Consider the following 18,581-nt stretch of genomic DNA (forward strand, 5'->3'; position numbering starts at 1 on the left):
TTCGCCAAGAAGAAGACGGAAGGAGCGCGATGCGGCCGGGACCACGGAACCTTGTGACCGATGTGGCCGGCCTGAGGGTCGGGCAGGCCGGGGATGCGCGGGTGAAGACCGGCGTGACCGTTTTGCTGGGCGACGCGCCCTTCGTGGCCGGGGTGCATGTGATGGGCGGCGCGCCCGGCACCCGCGAGACCGATCTGCTGGCGCCCGACCGGCTGGTGCAGGAGGTCGATGCGCTGGTGCTCTCGGGCGGTTCGGCCTTCGGGCTCGATGCCGCGGCGGGCGTGACCGAGGGGCTGCGCGCGATGGGCCGGGGCTTCGAGGTGGCCGGGCAGCGGGTTCCGATCGTGCCGGGCGCGATCCTGTTCGATCTGGCCAATGGCGGCGACAAGGACTGGGACGAGGCGCCCTATCGCGCGCTTGGCCGGGCGGCGCTGGCGGCGGCCTCCGAAGAGATCGAGCTGGGCAGCGCGGGCGCGGGGCTGGGCGCCACCACGGCCGATCTGAAGGGCGGGCTGGGCTCGGCCTCGATGGTGCTGGACAGCGGCATCACCGTCGGCGCGCTGGTCGCGGTCAATGCGCTGGGATCAGCGGTGATGGGCGGCGGGCCGGAATTCTGGGCCGCGCCCTTCGAGATCGGGGCCGAATTCGGCGGGCGCGGTGTGGGCCGGCACGACCCCTGCGCCGAGCCGCGGCCCGAGGCGGCGCTGGGCCAGTCGACCACCATCGCCATCGTCGCGACCGATGCGGCCCTGACACAGGCCCAGGCGACGCGGATGGCGGTTGCCGCCCATGACGGCATGGCCCGCGCGCTGGTGCCGAGCCACACGCCCTTCGACGGCGATCTGGTCTTTGCCGCCGCGACCGGGGCGAAGCCGCTGCCCGGGGACGGGTTCGAGACGCTCAGGCTGGGCCATGCCGCCGCCATCTGCCTGGCCCGTGCCATCGCCCGCGGCGTCTATCTGGCGCGCCCCGCCCCCGGCGACCCGAAGCCCTGCTGGCAGGACCGGTTCGGCGCCTGAGACGCCCTAGAGCCCGTCGAAAAGCGCCGTCGCCAGCGGGCTGTCGGCTTGGGCAAGCCCGTCGATCACGTTGAAATGATGATGCCCCGGATCCACGGTCAGCGCCGCCCCGGTCCAGGCCTCGGCCAGCCAGCGCGCCTGATCGACAAAGGCCGGGCGCTCGTCGGCGCCGACCCAGACATGCACCGGCACATCGGCCCGCGGCGCCATCAGCGCCGGGCTTTCGGCCGCGGCACTGTCCGCGTCGAGCCCGAGCGGCCCGGCCATCTGCGTCTTCAGCAGCGGGCGCAGATCGGAGATCAGCGAAATCGGCATCACCCGGGCGATCCGGTCGGCGGCGGCACCGGGCGCGGCGTCGGCGCAAAGCATCCGCGCCACCAGATGGCCCCCCGCCGAATGGCCGGCCAGCACCAGTTTCCCCTCGGGCACCCGCGCAGCGGCCGCCGCGACCGCGGCGCTGATATCCGCGGTGATCTCGGAGATCGTGACCTCGGGCGCGAGCCGGTAGGAGGGCAGAACTGCTGCGAAGCCCCGCGCCAGCGCCGCTGCGGCCATATGCGACCAGAAGGACTTGTCGAACCGCATCCAGTAGCCGCCATGGACGAAGACCATCAGCCCGTTTGGCTCTGCCTCGGGCAGAAACAGGTCGAAACGCTGGCGGGGATGCTCGCCGTAGGGGCAGTCAAGCTCTCCCGGGGCGGCCGCGCGGAAGGCCTCGGCCGCGGCGGTGAGGCGCGCCGGATAGGTTTCCGAATCGGGAATGTAGGGCGCGTTTGCATAGGCATCGTCCCAGTCGACAGTTTCCGCTTGCATGACCATTTGTCGCGCCTCCAAATACGGGTCTCAGACCATCCAAGGGAGACGTATCGATGCCTGCACCCGACCTCAAGAGCCTGCTCAAGGACCCGGACCTGCTGGAAACCCGGGCCTATCTGGCCGGCGACTGGGCCGGTGCCGATGACGGCGCGACCTTCGCGGTGACCAACCCGGCCAATGGCGAGACCATCTGCGAGGTGCCCGAGATGGGCCGTGCCGAGACCGCGCGCGCCATCGAGGCCGCGGCGGCGGCGCAGAAGAGCTGGGCCGCGAAGACCGCGAAAGAGCGCGCCAATGCAATGCGCAAATGGTACGATCTGATGATGGCCGCGCAGGACGATCTGGCCATGATTCTGACCGCCGAGATGGGCAAGCCGCTGGCCGAGGCCAAGGGCGAGATCGGCTATGGCGCCTCCTTCGTCGAATGGTTCGCCGAAGAGGCCAAGCGGATCTATGGCGAGACCATTCCCGGCCACCAGCCCGACAAGCGCCTGAGCGTGATCCGCCAGCCGGTGGGCGTGGTGGCCGCGATCACGCCCTGGAACTTCCCCAATGCGATGATCACCCGCAAGGCCGCGCCGGCCCTGGCCGCGGGCTGCGCCATCGTCATCAAACCCGCCGCCGAGACCCCGCTTTCGGCCTTGGCCATGGCCGTTCTGGCCGAGCGCGCGGGCCTGCCCAAGGGGCTGTTCTCGGTCGTCACCTCGACCCAATCCCCCGATATCGGGCTCGAATTCAGCGAGAACCCGACCGTGCGCAAGATCACCTTCACCGGCTCGACCGGGGTCGGCCGCATCCTGCTGCGCCAGGCCGCCGATCAGGTCAAGAAATGCTCGATGGAGCTGGGCGGCAACGCGCCCTTCATCGTGTTCGACGATGCCGATCTCGACGCCGCCGTGCTGGGCGCCATCGCCTGCAAGTTCCGCAATAACGGCCAGACCTGCGTCTGCGCCAACCGGATCTATGTGCAGTCGGGCGTCTATGACGCCTTCGCCGCCAAGCTGGCCGAGGCGGTCGGCAAGCTCAGGGTCGGTGACGGCATGGAGGACGGCACCGATCTCGGTCCGCTGATCTCGGATGCCGCGCGCGAGAAGGTCGAGACCCATCTGGCCGATGCCACCGCGAAAGGCGCGAGGGTGATCCTCGGCGGCAAGCCGCATCAGCGCGGCGGCACCTTCTTCGAACCCACCATCGTCACCGGCGCCACCCGCGAGATGCAGTTCGCCACCGACGAGACCTTCGGCCCGCTGGCGCCGCTGTTCCGCTTCGAGACCGAGGATGACGTCATCGCCATGGCCAATGACACGATCTTCGGGCTGGCCTCGTATTTCTACGCCCGCGATCTGTCGCGGGTCTACAAGGTGGCCGAGGCGTTGGAATATGGCATCGTCGGCGTCAATACCGGCGTCATCTCGACCGAGGTCGCGCCCTTCGGGGGCGTCAAGCAATCCGGGCTCGGCCGCGAGGGCAGCCGCCACGGCATCGAGGACTATCTCGAGATGAAATACATCTGCATGTCGGTCTGAGACCGCAGCCAGACCGGCACGCCCCCGCAAAGATCCCGCAAAGGATCAGCGGGGGCAGATCGCCGACAGCCGCAAGCGGGCAGAGCAAACCCGCCCGCTTGCGGTCATTTCCGCCTTGACCCCGCAGCGTTTATCGGCGGAACATCGGGCCCAGACGGGACAGCGGCCCGACGCCACAGGCGGCCGCACCCGACCTCCGGGACCGGCCCCTGCCGATGCCGGACCCGGGCGCAGGACCTCCTCGGGGCGGCGGATCGATCCGTTCGACGCCACCGACAGGAGGATTTCATCGCATGCGCTGCTTCACCATCCTGGGCCCGACGCAATCCGGCAAGTCGACCTTGCTCAAGGCCCTGGGCGAGCTCGAGGGCCGACCGGTCACGGCCGCCTTCACCGACGCCCTCACCGTCAGCCAGTTCTCCTATCTGGGCGAGCCCTGGGCCGGGTTCGACATCGCGGGCGGGCCCGACCATCTCGGCCATGCCGGCGAGGCGCTGGCCGCCTCGGATGCCGCCATTCTCTGCGTGCCGCCCGACCCCGACACCGCGGTTCTGGCCGCGCCCTATCTGCGGCTGATCGAACAGTCGGGCGTGCCCTGCTTCATCTTCATCAACAAGATGGACCAGGACGAGGCCCGTATCCGCGACATCGTCGGCGCGCTGCAGACCTATGCCAATCACCATATCGTCCTGCGCCAGGTGCCGATGCGGGATGCCGGCGGCCATGTGACGGGCTCGGTCGATCTGGTCTCGGAGCGCGCCTTCCAGTATCGCGAGGGCCAGAGTTCCAAGCTGATCGAGATCCCGGCCGCGATCCAGGACCGCGAACAGGAGGCCCGGGGCGAGTTGCTCGAACATCTCGCCGATTTCGACGACGGCCTGATGGAACAGCTGATCGAGGACCGGGCCCCCGCCTCGGAAGAGGTCTATACCATCCTCGCCGAGGCCCATCGCGACAATGCGATCATGGCGGCCTATCTGGGCGCCGCAAGCCATGGCAACGGGCTGAGCAGGCTGATGAAGGCGCTGCGCCACGAGGCGCCGGGGCGCGAGGCGATCGGGCTCCGGCTGGGGATCGAGGCGCCGCTGGCCCTGGGCGTCGCCTCCGACACCCGCAAGCATGTCGGCAAATCGACCCTGATCCGGGCGCTGGGCCAGGGCATCCGCCATGGCGAGGCGCTGGCCGGGGCCGCGCTCGGCACCCTGACCGGGATCGACGGCAAGGCTGTGGCCGAACCGCTCGCCCTCGGCGCGCTGGCGGTTGCGGTCAAGTCCGACCATCTCGACCCGGGCATGGCCTATGGCGCCGAAGCCAGCCTGCCGCTGCCGCGCTGGACCCGCGGCCGTCCGCCGACCTATCCGCGCCTGCTCCTGCCCGCGAAGGAACGCGACGATGCCCGCCTCTCGGCCGCGCTGGGCAGGATGGCGGCGGCCGATCCGGGCATGGAGACCTCGCAGGATGGCGAGACCGGCCATGCCGTGGTGCATCTGCAGGGCCCGATCCATCTGCGCCGGGTACTGGCCAAGCTGGCCGAGGATTTCGGCATCGAGGCGGTCGAGCAGCCGGTCTCGGGGATCTACCGCGAGACAGTGACCGGGCCGGTCGAGACCCATTACCGCCACCGCAAGCAATCGGGCGGGGCCGGTCAGTTCGCCGATGTGCTGCTGACGATCCGGCCGCAGGGCCGCGGCGCGGGCTTTGCCTTCGACGAGACCGTCAAGGGCGGCACCGTGCCCCGCAACTACATTCCCGCAGTCGAGGCCGGCGCGCGCGAGGCGATGGAGCGGGGGCCGCTCGGCTTTCCGGTGGTCGATGTCGCGGTGACGCTGCTCGACGGCAAGACCCATGCGGTCGACAGCTCGGACCATGCCTTCCGCACCGCGGCCAGGGCCGGGGTCCGCGAGGCGATGGAGCGGGTCGGCACGGTCGTGCTGCAGCCGATCGAGCGGGTCGAGATCCATGTGCCGACCATCCATTCGGGCTCGCTGGTGGCGCTGGTCAGCAGCCTCAAGGGCCAGGTTCTGGGCTTCGAGGCACATGGCCGCGCACGTGGCTGGGACGTGTTCCAGGCGCTGCTTCCGGCCGCGGCCAGGGAAGAACTCTTCCAGGCACTGGGCGGTCTGAGCCACGGCACCGCCTGGTTCGAAAGCCATTTCGACCATTACGAGGAGCTGCACGGCAAGGATGCCGAGCGCATCCGCGAGGCCCGCGCCACCGAGCTGGCCTGAACCGCTTGCGCCTCAGCTGATCGGACGGGCCGCCGCAGACAGCGGCGCGGCCCGTCCCTCGACAGGCCAGCGACGAGGGAAGTCGCAGGGGCGCCCTCCCCGGGCCACGTCGGAACATCACCGCGATTGACGACCGTCCCTGGCGATGACCTGAAGCGCCCTGCCCAAGACAACGGCAATTGCGCCACCGATCGAGCCCACCAGGAAAGCATTGATGGCATAGGCCGTTCCCATCAGGGCAAGGCCCATGTTCCCGATCAGAACTGTCATCAAAAGGCCGCAGACGATCGGAACGAGAAGAACTGCCCTGACGAAAGTCGACTGCGCCAGATACCAGGACCAGGTCGATTGCAGGGTCTTTTTGAAACGAGGTGAGGGGCCCATCCAAACTCCTCCGCGTGATACCCGTATAGTCGCCGCTCACGCATCGTGCCACGAGCAACGCGGGCCAGGAAACCGGCAGATATTTCGAATGAAAGATGAACTGCGCCGATCAGGCCTGCGCGCCGCCATCCTGGTGGACCGCCTGACCTCTGCGCGCAGGATTGGCACAAGAAGGCGCGCGGGAAGCCCCGCGCGCCCATGATCGTCTGCTCCGTATCCGGTCGCTCAGACCGCCGTGCCCTCGGGCTGCGAGGCATCCTCGCGGGCCTCGATGCTGCGCGCCGCGTCGCTCGAGATCTCGATCCGGCGGGGTTTCAGCGCCTCGGGCACCTCGCGCACCAGATCGACATGCAGCATGCCATCGGCATGGGTCGCGCCGGTCACGCGGACATGATCGGCCAGCGCGAAGCGGCGCTCGAAGGCGCGGGTCGCGATGCCGCGATGCAGGAAGGTCCGCTCGGCCTCCTCGGCCGCCTTGCGCGCGGCGATCACCAGCGCGCTGTCCTTGACCTCGACCGACAGCTCATCGGCGGCAAAGCCGGCCACGGCGACCGAGATCCGGTAGCCCTGATCCGAGGTCTTCTCGATATTGTAGGGCGGGTAGGTCGGCTGGGCCATGTCGCTGGCCATCACCCGGTCCATCAGGTCCGCGACCCGGTCGAAGCCGACGGTGGCGCGGTAAAGCGGGGCAAAATCATAGTGACGCATGGTGCATCCTCCATTGAGCGATGTCGTCTATATGCTGGCCCTCCCGATGCGGGACGGGCCGGTCTCGCGGACCCCGAAGGCGCCCGCAATGAACTAGCTGGGAATGCGCGGGGCCGGTGTCAAGCCCTCCGCCCCCCGTTGCGGCCCCTCTGCCGCAGGTCCCGTGCCTGTCGGCCGGACCGTCCCTGAAGATCGCCCTCACCACCTTTGCGGCCCTGTCGGGATCAGGGTCGCAGGAACTTGGCGCCGGCGCTGCGCACCATTCCCAGGCCCAACCGGGGCATCGCTCCCCCGGGGTCGTCCGCTGCCAGCCGCGCGCGCAGAACCTCCAGCCCGTCATGGATGACGGTGCCCAGCGCCACTTTCCGCGTCCCCATCTCGGCCTTGGCCGAAACCACCGACAGGATGCGCGGCACGCCATCCTCGATCCGGAAGACCGGCGCGCCGGAGGCTCCGAAATCGACCTCGCAGGACAGCATCACCACGCCGTCGATCCCGGCCAGGACATGGCAGAGCTCCTGCAGCGAGGCGACATCCGACCGGTCGCGCGCATAGGACACCACCCCCACCGCATCGCCCCGCCCGGGCTGCGAGCCGATGCCGAAGGGCACGATCCCCGGCAGCCGGATCGCCCGGTCAAGCTGAAGCAAAGCCAGATCGTGCCGCACCCGACCGACCGAAGCCGCCTTGCCATGGGCGTAACCGGGATGCACCGCGCCGCGCCGGATCCCGCGAAAGGCCTCGGCCCGACCGTTGCGCCAGCCCGCGCGGAACTCCAGCCCCGCCAGCGGCAATCGCCCGCCAGTGGTCCCATCAAAGAGGCAATGCGCGGCGGTCAGAACCAGATCGGGCGCGACCAGAGCGGCCGTGCAGAAGCCGCCCCCGCCCAGTTCCAGCCGCCCGACCGCCTTCAAGCCCCGTGACTGATCGCCAGTGACAAGCGGGTGCAGCGGCCGGTCGGCGCCGGTCCCGGCCGATCCCCCGGACGCGGCGGCCAGCGCCACCATCAGCCCGGCCAGCACCGCCGCCCCGAGGCGCAGGAGACGCAGACCGGGGCCCCGGCGGAAACCGGCAGACCGGTGCAGTAAAGGACGGCGCGGACCCATCCTGCCGCGCTAGCACCCGCTCGCGGCCGGATTGCGGCGCATTCCGGGCCGGAAACGCCGCGCCCCGAACTCAGCCTGTCGCCAGCGCCCGCGGCCGCGGCCCGCCGGTTGCCCAGTCGACCAGCTCGACCGTATGCAGAACCGGCACCCCGGTGCCCGAGCCGATCTGCGCGATGCAGCCGATATTGCCCGCGGCAATGACATCCGGGGCCTTGGCCTCCAATGTCCGGACCTTGCGCGTCTTCAGCTGCCCGGCGATCTCGGGCTGAAGCAGATTGTAGGTCCCGGCCGAGCCGCAGCACAGATGCGCATCGACCGGCTCGACCACCTCGAAGCCGGCCCGGCGCAGCACCGCCTTCGGCGCGTCCTTGACCTTCTGCCCATGCTGCAGCGAACAGGCCGCATGATAGGCCACGCGCAGCCCGCCCCGGCCCGGCGGCAACTCCAGCCGCTCGAGCAGTTCGGAAATGTCCACCGCCCGCGCCGCGACAGCCGCCGCCTCCTCGGCCAGCGGGTCATTGCGGAACATGTGGCCGTAATCCTTCACGGTGGTGCCGCAGCCGCTGGTATTGACGACGATGGCATCGAGCCCCTCGCCCGCGATCTCGGCCGACCAGGCCCGGATCGCTTGCGCCGCCTGGGCATGGGCCTCGTCCGCGCGGCCCATATGATGGGTCAGCGCCCCGCAGCAGCCCATGTCGCGGGCCACCACCACCTCGACCCCGTGCCGGGTCAGCACCCGAATCGTGGCGTCGTTGATATCGGGGTCGAGCGCCTTCTGCGCGCAGCCGGTCAGAAGCGCGACCCGCATCCGCCGCGCGCCCCGGGCCGGAAAAACCTGCGGCCGGTCGCTCTCGCCCGGCGGGCGCAGATCGGGCGGCGCCATCTGCAGCATGGCTCGAAGCCGCGGATCAGGCATGAAACGCGCAAACGGCCGCCCCAGCCGCGCCAGCCGCAGCGCGGCCCGGAACCGCCCGGGAAAGGGCAGCGTCTTCGCCACCAGCCAACGCAGAGCCCGGTCGCGCCAGGGCCGCCGATAGGTCGCCTCGATATGGGCGCGGGCCTGGTCGACCAGATGCATGTAATGCACGCCGGAGGGGCAGGTCGTCATGCAGGCAAGGCAGGACAGGCAGCGATCGACATGGCGCACGGTCTTCTCATCCGCGGGCCGGCCGCTCTCGAGCATGTCCTTGATCAGGTAGATCCGCCCGCGCGGACTGTCGAGCTCGTCGCCAAGCACCTGATAGGTCGGACAGGTCGCGGTGCAAAAGCCGCAATGAACGCAGGCCCTGAGGATCTCGTTGGCGCGGGCAAGCGCCGGGTCCTGCAACTGCGCCTCGGTGAAATTCGTCTGCATCGGTTCAGCCCATCGCCCCCGGATTGAGAATGCCCTTCGGATCGAAGGCCGCCTTCAGCCGCGCCGCCATCGCCGCCAGCGGCGCGGGCTCGGCACTCGCCAAAGGCCCCGCCCCCCGCACCCGTGTCGCATGGCCCGAAATCCCGGCCAGATCGGGGCGGATGTCGCGCCCCTCCCCCACCAGAACCCAGACCAGCCCGCCGCCCCAGTCATAGACCGCGGCCTCGGCCCGGGCCGCCTGCGCCGCGCGCGGGCCGTCCGAGGGCCGGACCGAGATCCGCCAGACATCGCCCGGCCGGTCCGCGAAATCCTCGACATCGCGCACCCGGCGCCAAAGCGCCGCCCCGGCCACCGGATCGCTCTCGATCCGCGCCCCGCCGAACCGGCCCAGCAGTTCCGCGAGCCGCCCGGCGCGATAGTCCACCGAGGCCGCAAAGCCCTCGATGCGGATCAGCGTCTCGCCCGTCTCCGGCAGATGCGCCGCGCCCGAAACGTCGAAAGGCGCCCCCAGCGCGGCCGCCATCGCCGCGACCGCCGCATCGTCGGAAAGCCCCTCCAGCACCAGCGTCGCCGCCGCCTCGGGCACCGGCAGCACCTTGAAGGCGATCTCGGTCAACACCCCCAGCGTGCCGCGGCTGCCCGCCATCAGCTTGACCAGGTCATAGCCGGTGACGTTCTTCATCACCCGCCCGCCATTCCGGATCACCTCGCCGCGCCCGTCGACGAAACGCACCCCAAGCATCGCATCCCGGCAGGCCCCGGCCTGAACCCGGCGCGGCCCAGAGACATTCGCCGCCACCACCCCGCCGATGGTCGGCACGCCCTCGCGGCCCAGAAGCCTGCGGTGATCCATCGGCTCGAAGGCCAGCCGCTGCCCCTCGGCCGCAAGCACCGCCTCGACCTCGGCCAGGGCCGTGCCCGCCTTCACCACCAGCGTCAGCGCGCCCGGCTCGTAGAGCACGACGCCCGACAGCGCCGAAAGGCTCAGCCCCGCCCCCTCGCCGCCAAGCCCGCGCGTACCGCCGCCCTCGATCCGAAGCGGCGCCTCGGCCGCAGCCACCATCCCTGCCAGCTCGGCCTCTGTCTCAGGTCTCATCATTCTTCTTGGTCCAAATACCCTCGGGGGGTGAATTGTCCGTCAGGACAAGAGGGGGGCAGACAGCCCCCTTCACCCCGCGCGCCGCGCCGCACTTGCCTGCAGCGGAAACACCTTGGCCGGGTTCAGAAGCCAACCCGGATCGAACACGTCCTTCACCCGCATCTGCGCCTCGAGATCGGCGGGCGCATATTGCACCCCCATCAGGTCGCGCTTCTCGACACCGACGCCATGCTCGCCGGTCAGACAGCCGCCCGCCTCGACACACAGTTTCAGGATCTCGGCGCCCAGCGCCTCGCAACGCTCCAGATCGCCCGGCGCATTGGCATCGAACAGGATCAGCGGATGCATGTTGCCGTCGCCCGCATGAAAGACGTTCGCAACCCTCAGCCCGACCTCGGCCGACAGCTCGCCGATCCGGCGCAGCACATCGGGCAGGGCCGAGACCGGGATGGTGCCGTCCAGGCACATGTAATCGCCCATCTGCCCCATCGCCCCGAAGGCCGACTTGCGCCCCAGCCAGATCCGCGCGCTTTCCTCGGCCGACCCGCTTTCGCGTAGCTCGACCGGGTCATGCGCCCGCGCGATGCGCAGGATCAGCGCCAGCTGCTCGTCGATCTCGGCCGGGCTGCCCTCGACCTCGACGATCAGAAGCGCCTCGCAATCGGGATAGCCCGCGCCCGCGAAGGCCTCGGTCGCCTCGATGCAGGGCCGGTCCATGAACTCGATGGCCACCGGCAGCACGCCCGCCCGGATGATATCGGCGACGCAGGCCCCCGCCACCTCGGACGAGCCGAACCCCATCAGCACCGGCCGCGCGCCCTCGGGCTTGGGCAGGATGCGCAAGGTCGCCTCGGTCACCACCCCAAGCTGGCCTTCGGACCCGCAGATCACGCCCAGCCAGTCATAGCCCGCCGCATCGAGATGGGCGCCGCCGATCTCGACCACGGTGCCGTCCATCAGGACCAGGGTCACGCCCAGCAGGTTATTGGTCGTCACCCCGTATTTCAGGCAATGCGCACCGCCCGAATTCATCGCGATATTGCCCGCGATGGCACAGGCCAGCTGCGAGGACGGATCGGGCGCATAGAACCAGCCATCGCCCTCGACCGCGGCGGTGACCGACAGGTTCGTGCGCCCCGCCTGCACCCGGATGAACCGGTTCGGGTAGTCGACCTCCAGCACCTCGTTAAGCCTTGCCACGCCGAGGATCACGCAATCGGCGGTGGGCAGCGCGCCCCCTGCCAGCGACGTGCCCGAACCGCGCGGCACCACCGGCACGCCCTCCTCATGGCAGATCCGCAGCACGGCCGAGACCTCGGCGGTCGAGGCGGGCAGCACGGCGGCCAGGGGCGGGCAGCGATAGGCGGTCAGCGCATCGCATTCATAGGCGCGGGTTTCGGTCGGATCATGGATCACGGCCCCGGCAGGCAGCACCGCCTGCAGGCGCCGCAGCACCTGATCCTTCTTCGCCATCACCCGGGCATCCGGGGCGGGCATCTGCATGTCCGGCTCTCCTCCCTTGAACCGGTAAAGAAATATTACCGGTTTGGCGCGTTGGCAAGACGTGTCTGCCCGATGGGCCGCTCAGCGCCGTCCCTCGCGCAGCCAACCGCCAAGGCTCAGCAACGCGGCCAGCAGCAGGAAGACCCAGGCAGGGGCCAGCGGCCTGATCGTCACGTCGCTGGTCAGATAGGCCGCGCGCGGGGTGATCCCGAGCCAGCCGCGCCCATGCGCGGTCCGCCCCTCACGCACCCGGCGCAGGTCCGGCATCCCGTCCGACAGCGACACGATCCCGCCGCGCGTGGCCGAGACCGGCCCCTCGAGCCGGGCGCCATCGGCAATGGTCTGCTCGAATTCGCGCGGCGCGGCCGGGCCCAGCGCGATCACCGTCTCGAGCGTGCCGTCCGTCAGCCGGTAAAGCCCCATCTCGGGTCCTTCATAGGTCGCGCCGAACCGGCCCGGCGCGGTCTCGACCAGATCGAGCCGGTCGGTGCCGCCATCGGGGCGCGCGATCTCGACGCTGCGCGGCTCTTGCGAAAGCGAGCGGCGGATAATCGTCATCACCTGACCCTCGGCCGTGGCGCTCAGCGCCTCTTCCTCCAGCTCTGGCTCCTTCATCATCCAATGCGCCAGCCGCCGCAGCAGCTCGAGCTGCGGCCCGCCGCCCTCGAAACCCCGGCTCCAGAGCCAGGCATGGTCGGAGGCCAGCAGCGCGACCCGTCCCTCGCCGACGCGGTCGAGCACCAGCAGCGGGCGGTCGTCGATCCCGCTCATCACCACCTCGCCCTGCTTCGGCAGCAGATCGATCAGCCGGAACCAGCGGCCCCAGGCGCCGCCCGCCTCGGCCTTCAGCCCCTCGGTCACCGGATGGCGTCGGCCAAGATCGGTGATCTCGGGCCGGTAGCCCTGCTCGATCACCCGCGCGCTCGGTTCGGCGGGCAGGATATCGGCCAGCGGCGAGCGGTAGATCGACTCGGCCCCGGCGAAATCCGGCCCGGCCGCGATCAGAAGCGCGCCGCCCTTCTCGACGTAATTGCGCACATTGTCGAAATAGATCGAGGGCAGGATCCCGCGCCGCTTGTAGCGGTCGAAGATGATCAGGTCGAACTCGTCGATCTTGTCGAGAAACAGCTCGCGGGTCGGAAAGGCGATCAGCGACAGTTCCGAGACCGGCACGCCGTCATGCTTGTCCGGCGGGCGCAGGATTGTGAAATGCACCAGATCGACGGAACTGTCCGATTTCAGCAGGTTGCGCCAGGTCCGCTCGCCCGGATGCGGCTCGCCCGAGACCAGCAACACCCGCAGCCGGTCGCGCACGCCGTTGATCTGGACCACAGCGGCATTGTTGCGCTCGGTCAGCTCGCCCTCCTCGGCCGCGACCGAGAACTGGATGACGTTCTGCCCGGCATGATCCAGCACCACCGGCACGTCGAGCGTCTGCCCCACCGGCACCCGGTAACTTTGCGGCGTGCCGCCATCGATCGAGACCGTGACCGAGGTCGTGTCGCCCATCGCCTTCGGCACCGCGCCCTGATCCTCGATCTTCAGGGTCAGGGTGACCTCTTCGCCGAGAATCGCGAAGGCGGGCGCGTTCTGAACCAGAAGCCGCCGGTCCCAGTCGTCCTTTCGCCCGGTCAGAAGCGCATGAAGCGGCGCGGGCAGCGCGGGCGCGCGATCGAGATCGTGCAGCTGGCCGTCGGTCAGCAGGATCGCCCCCGCCAGCCGCGCCCGCGGCACCTCGGCCAGCGCCTCGGACAGCGCCGTCATCAGCAGCGTGCCCTCGTCGCCCTCGCCATCGCCAAGGCGCAGGATGCGCAGTTCGGTATCGTCGAGCGCCGCGACCTCGGCCCGGACCCGCTCGACCGCGCGGGCGGTCTGTTCGGGCCGGTCCGACAGCCGCTGCGAGGCGCTTTCATCGACCACCAGCACCACGATATCGGACAAGGGCGTGCGCAGCTCGGTCTGCAGCGACGGATTGGCCAGCGCCGCCAGGACCGCCAGCGCGGCAAGCCCCCTCAGCCACCAGCCCGCCAGCCCGCGCCAAAGCGCAAAGCCTACGATCCCCGCGGCCAGAACCGCCAGCGCCCAGATCAGCGACAGCGGCAAAAGCGGATCGAAGATCACCTCGCCCGTCATTGGCCGAGCCTGTCGAGCAGCGCGGGCACATGGACCTGGTCGGATTTGTAGTTGCCGGTCAGCACATGCATGATGAGGTTGATCCCGAAGCGGAAGGCGATCTCGCGCTGGCGCTCGCCCGCATAGCCGCGCCCGACCGGAAACATCGCCACGCCCTGGCCGTCGACGGCCCAGGCCGAGGCCCAGTCATTGCCGCCGATCACCACCGGCGTCACCCCGTCATTGAGGTCGCGGAACGGCATGCCATCGACGCGCTCGGCATCGGCGGGGGCGGCCTCGACCCAGACCTCGCGGCCCGCATTGCGGCCGGGAAAATCCTGCAACAGGTAGAAGGTGCGGGTCAGCACATGGTCCGGGGGGATCGGTTCCAGCGGCGGAATGTCGAGCGGGCGCGCCAGTTGCTGCAGCCGCCGCCCCTCGGAGGAGCCGCCGCCATAGCCCGCGACATCGGCATCGCGGGTGTCGAACAGGATCATGCCGCCGGTCCTCAGATACCGGTTGAGCCGGGCATAGGCCGCGGGCGAGGGCATCGGCTGGTTTGCGGTCACCGGCCAGTAGAGGAAGGGAAAGAACGAAAGCTCATCGGTTTCCAGATCGACCTCGATCGGCGCGGCGGGCTCGATCGAGGTCCGCTCGGCGAGTTTTCTCGAAAGCCCCCTGAGCCCGGCATCGGCGATCCGGTCGACCTCTGCATCGCCGGTCCGGACATGGGCCAGCACGACCTCGCTCGTGGCCCTCAGCGCCAGCGCGTCATCGGGCATCGCCTCTTCCGCGCGGAGCCCGCCCGGCAGCAGCAGCGCCAGGGCCAGCACCATCGCCCCGCCCGCCCGGGACGGCACACGCGCGCCGCGCAGCCGCCCCGACAGCCAGAGCGAGGCCAGGATATCGACCGCCAGCAGCGCCAGCGCCAGGGCCAGGACCCAGCCCTTCAGAACCGTCTCGCGCGCCACAGCAAAGCCTTCGACGGCGATCCGGGCGGGCCAGGCGGCGGGGCTCAGCACGGTATCGGCGCCGATCACGTTCACGGCAAGCCGCCGGTCCTCGCCCGCGTAAAGCCCGGGCGGCAGGCCGGGACCGGGCCGCGCCCCGGCCAGCGCCTCGCCCGGCACACCGGGCAGGGTTCCGGCCTCGCCCAGCGCCCCGAAGGCGTCGAGCACGGTCTCGGGCACCCAGGTCGTGCCCGCCAGTTCGACCGCGTCGGGCCGGGCCGGCCGGGTCGACACCGCAAGCCGTTCAAGCATCTGCACGAACAGCCCCGACAGCGGCAGGGTCGACCATTCGGCATTGGCGGTGACATGGAACAGCACCACCTCGCCCTTTCCCAGCTTCTTGCGGGTGACCAGCGGCGTGCCGTCGCTGAGCGCCGCGATGGAGCGGTCGGCCAGCGAGGGGTCGGGCTGCGCCATCACCTGCGCATTGACCCGCACATCGTCGGGCACCGGCAGCCCGAAGAAGGGCGAGGCCTCGCCGAAGGGGCGCAGCGTCTTCGGCTCGCCCCAGCTCATCGCCCCGCCGACGGTGCGCCCGCCGGCCCGCAGCCGGACCGGCATCAAGGGGTCTTCCTCGGCGCGGCTGACATCCGAGGCCGCAAGCCGCGGACCGGCAAAGCGCAGCAACATGCCGCCGGCCTCGACCCAGCCCTGCAAGGCCTCGGATTCGGCAGGCGACAGCGTCGCGACATCCGCCAGCACGATCACATCGGGATGCGCCAGCACCACATCGCCCAGCGTGCCCTCGATCAGATCGGCGGTGGGCGCAAGCGCCTGATGCAGGTAATGCAGCGGCGACAGCAGTTGCAGGCCCTCGCGGTTTTCGTTGCCCGCGATCAGCGCCACCTCGCGGCGCTTCAGGCTGTCATCGGTCAGGCTGACCGCCCCGGCCGAACGCACCCCCTCGATCGCAAAGCGAGAAATCCGGTTGCGCAGTTCGGGCGGCAAGACCAGTTCGGCCCCGGCCCGGGTCTCGCCCGGCGCGAAGGTGACCGGCAGGCGGGCCAGCACCCGCTCGACCCCGGCCGGGTCGCGACCGGCGGCCGCCAGCATCGCCTCGGTCTCGGGGCCGGGCCGGGCCCTCAGCACCGAAAGCGCAATGGTCCCGTCGCTGAACGCGGCCGGGCGCAGCGCCATCAGCGGGCGCTGGCTTTCCAGAACCCCGACCCGGCCATGGCGTTCCAGCGCCGACAGCAGCGCGGTGCGCCCCGGCCAGTCGAGCCCGCCCGACAGCCAGACCGTATCGAACCGCCCTTCAAGCCCATCTGCCCAGGCCGCAATCGCCTCCGCGTCGGGCAGCCAGGCGGCCGGTTGCACCCCGGCAAGCCGCGCGGCCCAAAGCTCGGCGGCCTGAAACGGCAGCCCGTCCCCGGGCAGATCGGTCGCCAGAACCACCGCCACCGGACGCTCGTCGCGCCCGGCCTCGTCCAGAACCGCCTCGAGCCGGTCGATCCGGCGCGGCCAGTCGCGGGCATCGGCCCAGCTTCCGTCAAGCAGCACCAGCAGCGGGCCCTGCCCGGGCGTGCGCTCCTGCGGGTTCAGGACCGGCCCGGCAAAGCCCAAAATCAGCGCCGCCACCGCCAGCATGCGCAACAGCAACAGCCACCAGGGGGTGCGGTCGGCCTGCGCCTCGTCATCGGCCAGCCCCAGAAGCAGAGCCACCCCCGGAAAGCGTCGCCGGATCGGCGCGGGCGGCACCGCCCGCAGCAGGAACCACAGCGTCGGCAGCAGGACCAGCCCCCAGAGCAGCAGCGGCGCGGAAAAGCCAAGGGCTCCGAGACCCGCCATCAGCGCCCGCGCTCCAGCGCTCGGTAGATCCACAACAGCGCGCCCTGTGCGCCCTCCCCGGTGTGATGCGCCGAATAATGCCAGCCGGTCACCCGCGCCAGATCGGCCAGCCGCGCCTTGCGCTCGGCCAGCCGCGCCAGATAGCGGCCGCGCAGATCGCCCGCCTTCAGCGTTTCATGGCGGAGACTGCCGCCCATGCTCTCGAAAATGGTGCGCCCGTCGAAGGGGAAGGCCTCCTCGGCCGGGTCAAGCACCTGCACCAAGGCGCCCTTCACACCGCGATCGGCGGCCTCGGCCAGCGCGGTCTCGATCGGGGCGAGATCGCCCAGGAAATCCGACAGGAAGACCGCGCGGGAATGGGGCGGCATGCCCCGGGTCGCGGGCACGCCGTAATCGCTTGGCGACAGCTCCCGCCCCAGCGCCTCGGTCAGCCTGAGGATCTGGTGCTGGCCGCGCCGGGGCGGCAGGTCGGAGCCCAGAAGCCCCACCCGCTCGCCGCCGCGGGTCAGAAGCACCGCCAGCGCCAGCGCCAGCACCCGGGCGCGCTGCACCTTGGGCGGATGGTCGCTTGCGCCCGAGAACCCCATCGAGGCTGCATCATCGACCCAGAGCAGCACGCTTTGCGCCGCCTGCCATTCCTTCTCGCGCACGAAATGCGCATCCGACCGGGCCGAACGGCGCCAGTCGATCATCCGGGCCTCGTCGCCGGAATGGGTCGGGCGGTATTGCCAGAACTCATCGCCAAGCCCCGCCCGGCGCCGCCCGTGCTCTCCCAGCAGGACGGCCTGGGCCAGATGCTCGGCCTCGGCCAGAAGCGGCGGCAAGGCCTCTGCCAGCCCCTCGGCATGGGCCCGGAGGGCGGCGGCGGAAATCACGCGGCGGCCTCGACCCGCACGGTCTCGCGCGCCACGGTCTCGATGATCCGGGGCAGGTCCTCGCCCCGGGCACGGGCCGCAAAGCTCAGCGCCATACGGTGGATCAGGACCGGCCCGGCCATCTTCAGCACATCCTCGGCCGAGGGCGCGAGCCGCCCTTCCAGCAGCGCCTGCGCCCGGACCGTCAGCATCAGCGCCTGCGCGGCGCGCGGCCCCGGCCCCCAGGCCACGGCCTCGCGCACGATCGGCGGCGCCTCGGACTCGGCCGGACGGCAGGCGCGCACCAGATCGAGGATCATCTCGACCACGCCCTCTCCGACCGGCATCCGACGCACGATCTTCTGCGCGGCGATCAGCTCGGCGGCGGTGAAGACTGCATGGGCCTCGTCCTCGGCAACCCCGGTGGTGGCCAGAAGGATGTCATGTTCGGTCCGGCGGTCGGGATAGGGCACGTCGATGCGCACCAGGAAGCGGTCGAGCTGGGCCTCGGGCAGCGGGTAGGTGCCCTCCTGCTCGATCGGGTTCTGGGTCGCGAGCACATGGAAGGGCGGCGACAGCGGATGCGCCTCGCCGGCGATGGTCACCGATTTCTCCTGCATCGCCTGCAACAGCGCCGACTGGGTCCGCGGACTGGCGCGGTTGATCTCGTCGGCCATCAGCAGCTGGCAGAAGATCGGCCCTTCGATGAAGCGGAAGGCGCGGCTGCCATCGGGCGCGGTCTCCAGCACCTCCGAGCCGAGAATATCGGCCGGCATCAGGTCGGGCGTGAACTGGATCCGCGCGCCGTTCAGCCCCATCACCGTCGACAGCGTGCTCACCAGCCGGGTCTTGCCAAGCCCCGGCAGGCCGATCAGCAGCCCGTGCCCACCGCAAAGCAGCGCCGAAAGCGTCAGGTCGACGACCCGTTCCTGCCCGATGAACCGCCTGGTGATCGAGGCCTTGGCCTCGGCCAGCTTCTCGCCCAGCGCCTCGATCGCGGCCACCAGTTCGGTCTCGTCGGGCATGACTTTTCTCCTGTTCGCCTATATGGGGCATTATCGGCAGATATCC

General features: G+C 70.3%; 14 protein-coding genes. 3 read left to right on the forward strand and 11 right to left on the reverse strand.

What is annotated here, in order from left to right:
- Positions 1–29: 29 nt before the first annotated feature.
- Positions 30–1,019: a P1 family peptidase gene (locus A6W98_RS00430; RefSeq protein WP_042456437.1), complete on the forward strand. Its 990-nt coding sequence runs from the start codon at positions 30–32 to the stop codon at positions 1,017–1,019.
- 6 nt (positions 1,020–1,025) lie between these two features.
- Here the strand turns inward: A6W98_RS00430 and A6W98_RS00435 are convergent, their stop codons facing one another.
- The gene (locus tag A6W98_RS00435) at positions 1,026–1,832 is read right to left on the reverse strand and encodes an alpha/beta hydrolase (RefSeq protein WP_406678833.1); all 807 of its coding nucleotides are present in this window, start codon (positions 1,830–1,832) and stop codon (positions 1,026–1,028) included.
- Between the two features lie 56 nt (positions 1,833–1,888).
- Here A6W98_RS00435 and A6W98_RS00440 point away from each other — a divergent pair, with 56 nt between their 5' ends.
- Together A6W98_RS00440 and A6W98_RS00445 are read left to right on the forward strand one after the other, a co-directional pair.
- Entirely contained in the window at positions 1,889–3,361 is a 1,473-nt protein-coding gene (locus A6W98_RS00440; protein ID WP_042456443.1) for an NAD-dependent succinate-semialdehyde dehydrogenase, read from the forward strand.
- Between the two features lie 293 nt (positions 3,362–3,654).
- The gene (locus tag A6W98_RS00445) at positions 3,655–5,589 is read left to right on the forward strand and encodes an elongation factor G (protein WP_042456445.1); all 1,935 of its coding nucleotides are present in this window, start codon (positions 3,655–3,657) and stop codon (positions 5,587–5,589) included.
- Between the two features lie 117 nt (positions 5,590–5,706).
- Here A6W98_RS00445 and A6W98_RS00450 read toward each other — a convergent pair whose 3' ends face one another.
- The 10 genes from A6W98_RS00450 to A6W98_RS00495 form a co-directional block, all read right to left on the reverse strand.
- Positions 5,707–5,973 (reverse strand): hypothetical protein, encoded by a 267-nt coding sequence (locus A6W98_RS00450; protein ID WP_042456449.1) that lies wholly within the window; start codon positions 5,971–5,973, stop codon positions 5,707–5,709.
- A gap of 225 nt (positions 5,974–6,198) precedes the next feature.
- Entirely contained in the window at positions 6,199–6,681 is a 483-nt protein-coding gene (locus A6W98_RS00455; RefSeq protein ID WP_042456451.1) for an Hsp20 family protein, read from the reverse strand.
- 224 nt (positions 6,682–6,905) lie between these two features.
- Complete coding sequence (locus tag A6W98_RS00460) at positions 6,906–7,787, reverse strand: trypsin-like serine peptidase (protein WP_155734690.1); 882 nt, start codon at positions 7,785–7,787, stop codon at positions 6,906–6,908.
- A gap of 70 nt (positions 7,788–7,857) precedes the next feature.
- The gene (glcF, locus tag A6W98_RS00465; RefSeq protein ID WP_042456454.1) at positions 7,858–9,144 is read right to left on the reverse strand and encodes a glycolate oxidase subunit GlcF; all 1,287 of its coding nucleotides are present in this window, start codon (positions 9,142–9,144) and stop codon (positions 7,858–7,860) included.
- 4 nt (positions 9,145–9,148) lie between these two features.
- Entirely contained in the window at positions 9,149–10,240 is a 1,092-nt protein-coding gene (locus tag A6W98_RS00470) for an FAD-binding protein (RefSeq protein ID WP_042456457.1), read from the reverse strand.
- 72 nt (positions 10,241–10,312) lie between these two features.
- Entirely contained in the window at positions 10,313–11,746 is a 1,434-nt protein-coding gene (locus A6W98_RS00475) for an FAD-linked oxidase C-terminal domain-containing protein (RefSeq protein ID WP_042456460.1), read from the reverse strand.
- A gap of 81 nt (positions 11,747–11,827) precedes the next feature.
- Complete coding sequence (locus tag A6W98_RS00480) at positions 11,828–13,879, reverse strand: glutamine amidotransferase (RefSeq protein ID WP_042456463.1); 2,052 nt, start codon at positions 13,877–13,879, stop codon at positions 11,828–11,830.
- Positions 13,876–16,656: a DUF4159 domain-containing protein gene (locus tag A6W98_RS00485; protein WP_042456466.1), complete on the reverse strand. Its 2,781-nt coding sequence runs from the start codon at positions 16,654–16,656 to the stop codon at positions 13,876–13,878. The genes A6W98_RS00480 and A6W98_RS00485 overlap by 4 nt, the downstream gene beginning before the upstream one ends.
- On the reverse strand, positions 16,656–17,531 hold the full coding sequence (locus A6W98_RS00490; RefSeq protein WP_042456469.1) for a DUF58 domain-containing protein: 876 nt from the start codon (positions 17,529–17,531) through the stop codon (positions 16,656–16,658). Before A6W98_RS00490 ends, A6W98_RS00485 begins: the two co-directional genes overlap by 1 nt.
- Positions 17,528–18,535 carry an AAA family ATPase gene (locus A6W98_RS00495; protein WP_042456472.1) on the reverse strand — a complete coding sequence of 336 codons (1,008 nt, stop codon included), beginning with the start codon at positions 18,533–18,535 and terminating at the stop codon, positions 17,528–17,530. The genes A6W98_RS00490 and A6W98_RS00495 overlap by 4 nt, the downstream gene beginning before the upstream one ends.
- Positions 18,536–18,581 lie beyond the last annotated feature (46 nt).

Origin of the sequence: Rhodovulum sulfidophilum DSM 1374, assembly GCF_001633165.1 — a bacterium.
In the GTDB taxonomy this organism is placed as follows: domain Bacteria; phylum Pseudomonadota; class Alphaproteobacteria; order Rhodobacterales; family Rhodobacteraceae; genus Rhodovulum; species Rhodovulum sulfidophilum.

Bases quoted from the DNA above. Each gene is read 5' to 3' on its own strand.
- A6W98_RS00430 (WP_042456437.1), top strand. From the start codon at position 30: ATGCGGCCGGGACCACGGAACCTTGTGACCGATGTGGCCGGCCTGAGG.
- A6W98_RS00435 (WP_406678833.1), bottom strand. From the start codon at position 1,832: ATGCAAGCGGAAACTGTCGACTGGGACGATGCCTATGCAAACGCGCCC.
- A6W98_RS00440 (WP_042456443.1), top strand. From the start codon at position 1,889: ATGCCTGCACCCGACCTCAAGAGCCTGCTCAAGGACCCGGACCTGCTG.
- A6W98_RS00445 (WP_042456445.1), top strand. From the start codon at position 3,655: ATGCGCTGCTTCACCATCCTGGGCCCGACGCAATCCGGCAAGTCGACC.
- A6W98_RS00450 (WP_042456449.1), bottom strand. From the start codon at position 5,973: ATGGGCCCCTCACCTCGTTTCAAAAAGACCCTGCAATCGACCTGGTCC.
- A6W98_RS00455 (WP_042456451.1), bottom strand. From the start codon at position 6,681: ATGCGTCACTATGATTTTGCCCCGCTTTACCGCGCCACCGTCGGCTTC.
- A6W98_RS00460 (WP_155734690.1), bottom strand. From the start codon at position 7,787: ATGGGTCCGCGCCGTCCTTTACTGCACCGGTCTGCCGGTTTCCGCCGG.
- glcF (WP_042456454.1), bottom strand. From the start codon at position 9,144: ATGCAGACGAATTTCACCGAGGCGCAGTTGCAGGACCCGGCGCTTGCC.
- A6W98_RS00470 (WP_042456457.1), bottom strand. From the start codon at position 10,240: ATGAGACCTGAGACAGAGGCCGAGCTGGCAGGGATGGTGGCTGCGGCC.
- A6W98_RS00475 (WP_042456460.1), bottom strand. From the start codon at position 11,746: ATGCAGATGCCCGCCCCGGATGCCCGGGTGATGGCGAAGAAGGATCAG.
- A6W98_RS00480 (WP_042456463.1), bottom strand. From the start codon at position 13,879: ATGACGGGCGAGGTGATCTTCGATCCGCTTTTGCCGCTGTCGCTGATC.
- A6W98_RS00485 (WP_042456466.1), bottom strand. From the start codon at position 16,656: ATGGCGGGTCTCGGAGCCCTTGGCTTTTCCGCGCCGCTGCTGCTCTGG.
- A6W98_RS00495 (WP_042456472.1), bottom strand. From the start codon at position 18,535: ATGCCCGACGAGACCGAACTGGTGGCCGCGATCGAGGCGCTGGGCGAG.